Source organism: Streptomyces sp. NPDC059456 (genome assembly GCF_042750055.1).
Lineage (GTDB): Bacteria > Actinomycetota > Actinomycetes > Streptomycetales > Streptomycetaceae > Streptomyces.
The window spans coordinates 1-3,478 of record NZ_JBHYVA010000811.1 but is presented as its reverse complement, the minus strand read 5'-3'; the positions used below and the strand labels follow the sequence as shown (position 1 = coordinate 3,478).

The 3,478-nt window shown below is 77.5% G+C and carries 6 protein-coding genes; 1 reads left to right on the top strand and 5 read right to left on the bottom strand.

The features are described from left to right. The 5 genes from ACFXA3_RS38900 to ACFXA3_RS38880 all read right to left on the bottom strand — a co-directional run. The coding region (locus tag ACFXA3_RS38900) for an alkaline shock response membrane anchor protein AmaP (RefSeq protein WP_385195505.1) at positions 1-586 on the bottom strand (586 nt) is incomplete at its 3' end. Positions 587-590: 4 nt separating this feature from the next. Further along, complete coding sequence (locus tag ACFXA3_RS38895; protein WP_385195502.1) at positions 591-1,205, bottom strand: DUF6286 domain-containing protein; 615 nt, start codon at positions 1,203-1,205, stop codon at positions 591-593. Further along, on the bottom strand, positions 1,202-1,603 hold the full coding sequence (locus ACFXA3_RS38890) for a hypothetical protein (protein WP_385195500.1): 402 nt from the start codon (positions 1,601-1,603) through the stop codon (positions 1,202-1,204). Before ACFXA3_RS38890 ends, ACFXA3_RS38895 begins: the two co-directional genes overlap by 4 nt. Positions 1,604-1,610: 7 nt before the next feature. Then, positions 1,611-1,793: a hypothetical protein gene (locus tag ACFXA3_RS38885; protein ID WP_385195498.1), complete on the bottom strand. Its 183-nt coding sequence runs from the start codon at positions 1,791-1,793 to the stop codon at positions 1,611-1,613. 19 nt (positions 1,794-1,812) lie between these two features. Then, entirely contained in the window at positions 1,813-2,244 is a 432-nt protein-coding gene (locus ACFXA3_RS38880) for an Asp23/Gls24 family envelope stress response protein (protein WP_385195496.1), read from the bottom strand. Positions 2,245-2,390: 146 nt separating this feature from the next. Between ACFXA3_RS38880 and ACFXA3_RS38875 the strand changes: the two genes are divergently transcribed. Then, on the top strand, positions 2,391-3,386 hold the full coding sequence (locus tag ACFXA3_RS38875) for a zinc-binding dehydrogenase (RefSeq protein WP_385195493.1): 996 nt from the start codon (positions 2,391-2,393) through the stop codon (positions 3,384-3,386). The last annotated feature ends 92 nt before the right edge of the window (positions 3,387-3,478 follow it).

Here is a 3,478-nt window from a genome sequence, read left to right as displayed (position 1 = left end):
GCCTCCCCGCCCCCCCCGGCCCGGGGGGGGGCCGGGGGGGTGTGGGGTCGGGGGCCGCGCCCCCCGCGCGTGCCCGGGCCGCCCCCCCCCACCGGCGGGCGTGGCCGAGCACCGGCCCGGCCAGCCCGGCCAGGGCATCGGCCGGCACCGCGTGCGGCTCCAGCTCCAGATCCATCCGCAGCTTCGGGGCCCCGCGCCGGCGGCCCTGCCGGCCCCGCAGGACGACGCGGCACCGGGCGACCCCGTCGAGCGCGCCCGCCTCCGCGGCCACCGCCTCCTCCAGGGCCCGCCCGCGCAGCACCGCGTACGCCTCGTCGCCGGTGTCCACCACCAGCGCGGACAGCCGCGGACGCCGCAGCTGTGCCAGCAGCCACCACAGCGCGAGCACCACGCACACCGCGAGCCCCGCCACGACCGCCCACCACCACCAGCCCTCGGCGTGCCAGTACTGCTCGCGGGTCGCCGCCGACAGCAGCGGCTCATGGCGGCCGCCGAGCGGCCGCAGCGCCACCGCCAGCGCCACGCCGGCCGCCAGGAGCGCGGCTCCGATGATCCCGAGCAGGATGCGGTTCACGGTCGCGAGCATCCCGTCACCTCTTCCCGACGGGGGCCCGGGTGACCCGTACCCGCGGCTGCGGCGGGTGCGCGAGGCCCAGTTCCCCGATGCCGACGGTGAGGACCTCCTCCAGGTCGGCCCGTACGTCGTCCAGCTCGCGGAAGTGCGACTGGGCCCGGACCGCGACGCGGGACCGCCGCACCGCGACCCGCGCCGAGCGCACCCCGGACACCTCCATCGCCCGGTCCCGCAGGACCAGCGCGGCGGCCTTGCGGTCCAGTCCGGCGCGGACCCCGTCCTGCGGGTCCGGCGGCCGCATCGAAAGGATCCGGCGCAGACCCGGCGTCAGCGCGAGGAACAGGAGCAGTGCCCCGGCGACGGCCAGGACCCCGGCGGCGACGAGCACCCAGGGGTCCGCGGGGGTCTGCCGCCCCAGCTGGTCGGCGAGGTCCCGGCGCCACTGCATGCCGGGCCGGCCGGCCCGTACGGCGGCGAGGTCGTAGAGGAACAGGCCCGCCACGCCGAGCACGGCCAGGGCCGTCAGCGCGGCGGGGATCCGCCGGGCGGACCGGAAGCGGGCGATCCGGACCCGGGCGGGGGCGTGGCCGGGGGCGGCGGCCGGGGCCCGGTCGGGGGCGGGCGCCGTCACCGCAGCTTCCGGTCCCGGACGGCGGCGCTGCGGGTGTGTGCGGAGTGCAGGTGCTCGATGTCGAGGTCCACCTCGGGCACGGACATGCCGGCGCACTCCTCGACGCGGCGGACGACCCGGCTGCGGACCGCCGCGCACTGGGCCGCGAGGTCGGAGGGGTAGTGGAGCTCCAGGCTCACCCGGACCCGGGCGATGTCGTGGTGCACGGTGACGGTGGCGTGCGGGGCGCCCGGCCCGGCACCGGCGGCGCCGGCGGCGTGGGGCGGTCCGCCCGGGTGGGCGGCGAGGGCCTCCCGGGCGGCCTGCGCCGCGATCTTGGCGACGACCCGGTCGGCGATCCGGGTGGCCCCCCGTTCCGCGGGGGGCACGCGCGGCGGAACCGCCCGTGGCGTGGTCATCGGCGCCTCACCTGTCACGGTCTCGGGGGCGGAAGAAGTCGCCGGGTTCCAGGTCCCCGTCGAGGAACCTGCCGACGATGAAGCCGATGGCGCCGAGTGCCGCCACCAGCAGAAAGGCTCCGAATCCGCCGAAGTATCCGGCGAACGCGAGCGCCATGCCGGCGAAAAGGCCGACGACCGCCATCCTCATGCGGGCTCCTTCACCGGGTTCACTGGAGCCGGGACTCCGGCTCCTCGTCGGGCTCGTCCGGCAGCTTGACGTCGCTGACGGCGATGTTGACCTCGACGACCTCCAGACCGGTCATCCGCTCGACGGACGAGATGACGTTCTCGCGGACGGCCCGGGCCACGTCGCGGATCGATACGCCGTAGTCGACGACGATCTCCAGGTCGAGGGCGGTCTGTACCTCGCCGACCTCTGCCTTCACCCCGCGGGTGACCGAGGACTTCGCCCCGCCGGGCACCCGGTCGCGGACGGCGCCGAAGGTGCGGGAGAGGCCGGTGCCGCTGCCCATGGCGTGGACGCCGACCACCTCGCGGGCGGCCAGACCGGCGATCTTCTCGACCACCCCGTCGGAAATGGTGGTGCGGCCGCGTTCGGCCGGGGCGCGGGAGGCACCCCCGGATGCGGATTCACTCATCGCGTGTCCCTTCGCGCGGATTGGACTCACTCCGCACCACGGTAAGCGCGGGGCCGCCGCGGCGCTCAGGGACTGGGCCGGACGGCCGGGACCGGACGGCCGATCGCCCTTGACCTCAACCGCGGTCGAGGTCCGAGAGTGGGGAGGTGATCAAGGCCGGAGGGGCCGGGTCGGACGAGGGGATCGGCATGCGCGCGATACGGGTGGACGGGTACGGCGGGCCGGAGGTCCTGATGCCGGTGGAACTCCCGGATCCGGTCCCGGGGGCGGGTGAGGTGGTGGTCCGCACCGAGGCCGTGGACACGATCTTCGTGGAGACCCAGATCCGCGGGGGCTGGGGCGAGGCCTTCGGCATCCACCCTCCGTACGTGCCGGGCGGCGCGGCCGCGGGGACGGTCGTCGCGGTGGGCGAGGGGGTGGACCCGCTCTGGCGGGGCCGGCGGGTCGTGGCGGCCCCGGGTACGAAGGGGACCTACGCGGAACTGGTCCGGGTCCCGGTGGAACTGCTGGTCCCGGTCCCGGACGGACTGGAGCCCGCGGAGGCGGCGGCGCTGGCGCACGACGGGGTGACCGGCGCGGGCATCGCCGAGGGCATCGGCATCGCGGCGGGCGAGCGGGTGCTGATCCTCGGCGCAGCCGGCGGCATGGGGACGCTGCTGGTGCAGCTCGCGGTGGCGGCGGGGGCGTACGTGGTGGGGGCGGCGCGCGGCGAGCGGAAGCTCGCGCTGGTCCGGGAACTGGGGGCGGACCGGGCGGTGGACTACGCGGAGCCGGGCTGGACCGAGGCGGTCGGCGGCCCGGTGGACGTCCTGCTGGACGGCGTCGGCGGCGATCTGGGCCTGGCGGGCTTCGGGCTGGTCCGCAACGGCGGGCGGGTCTCGGCACACGGCGCTCCGAGCGGCGGTTTCACCGAAGCGGACCCGGCGGAGGTGGAACGGCGCGGGATCTCCCTGCGCGGGATCGCGGAGGTCCAGTTCCCGCCGGCGGAGATCACCCGTCTGGCGGGCTTCGCCCTGGCCGAGGCGGCGGCGGGGCGGCTGCGCCCGGTGATCGCCCGTAGGTTCCCGCTGGCCGATGCCGCGCAGGCACACCGCGCCATCGAGGCCCGCGCCGTCCCGGGCAAGGCCCTGCTGATCCCCTGACCTGGCCCGGCCGGCTGCCCGGCCCCCCCCGGGCCCCGCCCCGATACCGGGGGGGGGGGGGCGGGGGGGGCGCCGCCCGGGGGGGGGGGCCC

Bases quoted from the DNA above. Each gene is read 5' to 3' on its own strand.
- ACFXA3_RS38890 (WP_385195500.1), bottom strand. From the start codon at position 1,603: ATGACCACGCCACGGGCGGTTCCGCCGCGCGTGCCCCCCGCGGAACGG.
- ACFXA3_RS38885 (WP_385195498.1), bottom strand. From the start codon at position 1,793: ATGAGGATGGCGGTCGTCGGCCTTTTCGCCGGCATGGCGCTCGCGTTC.
- ACFXA3_RS38880 (WP_385195496.1), bottom strand. From the start codon at position 2,244: ATGAGTGAATCCGCATCCGGGGGTGCCTCCCGCGCCCCGGCCGAACGC.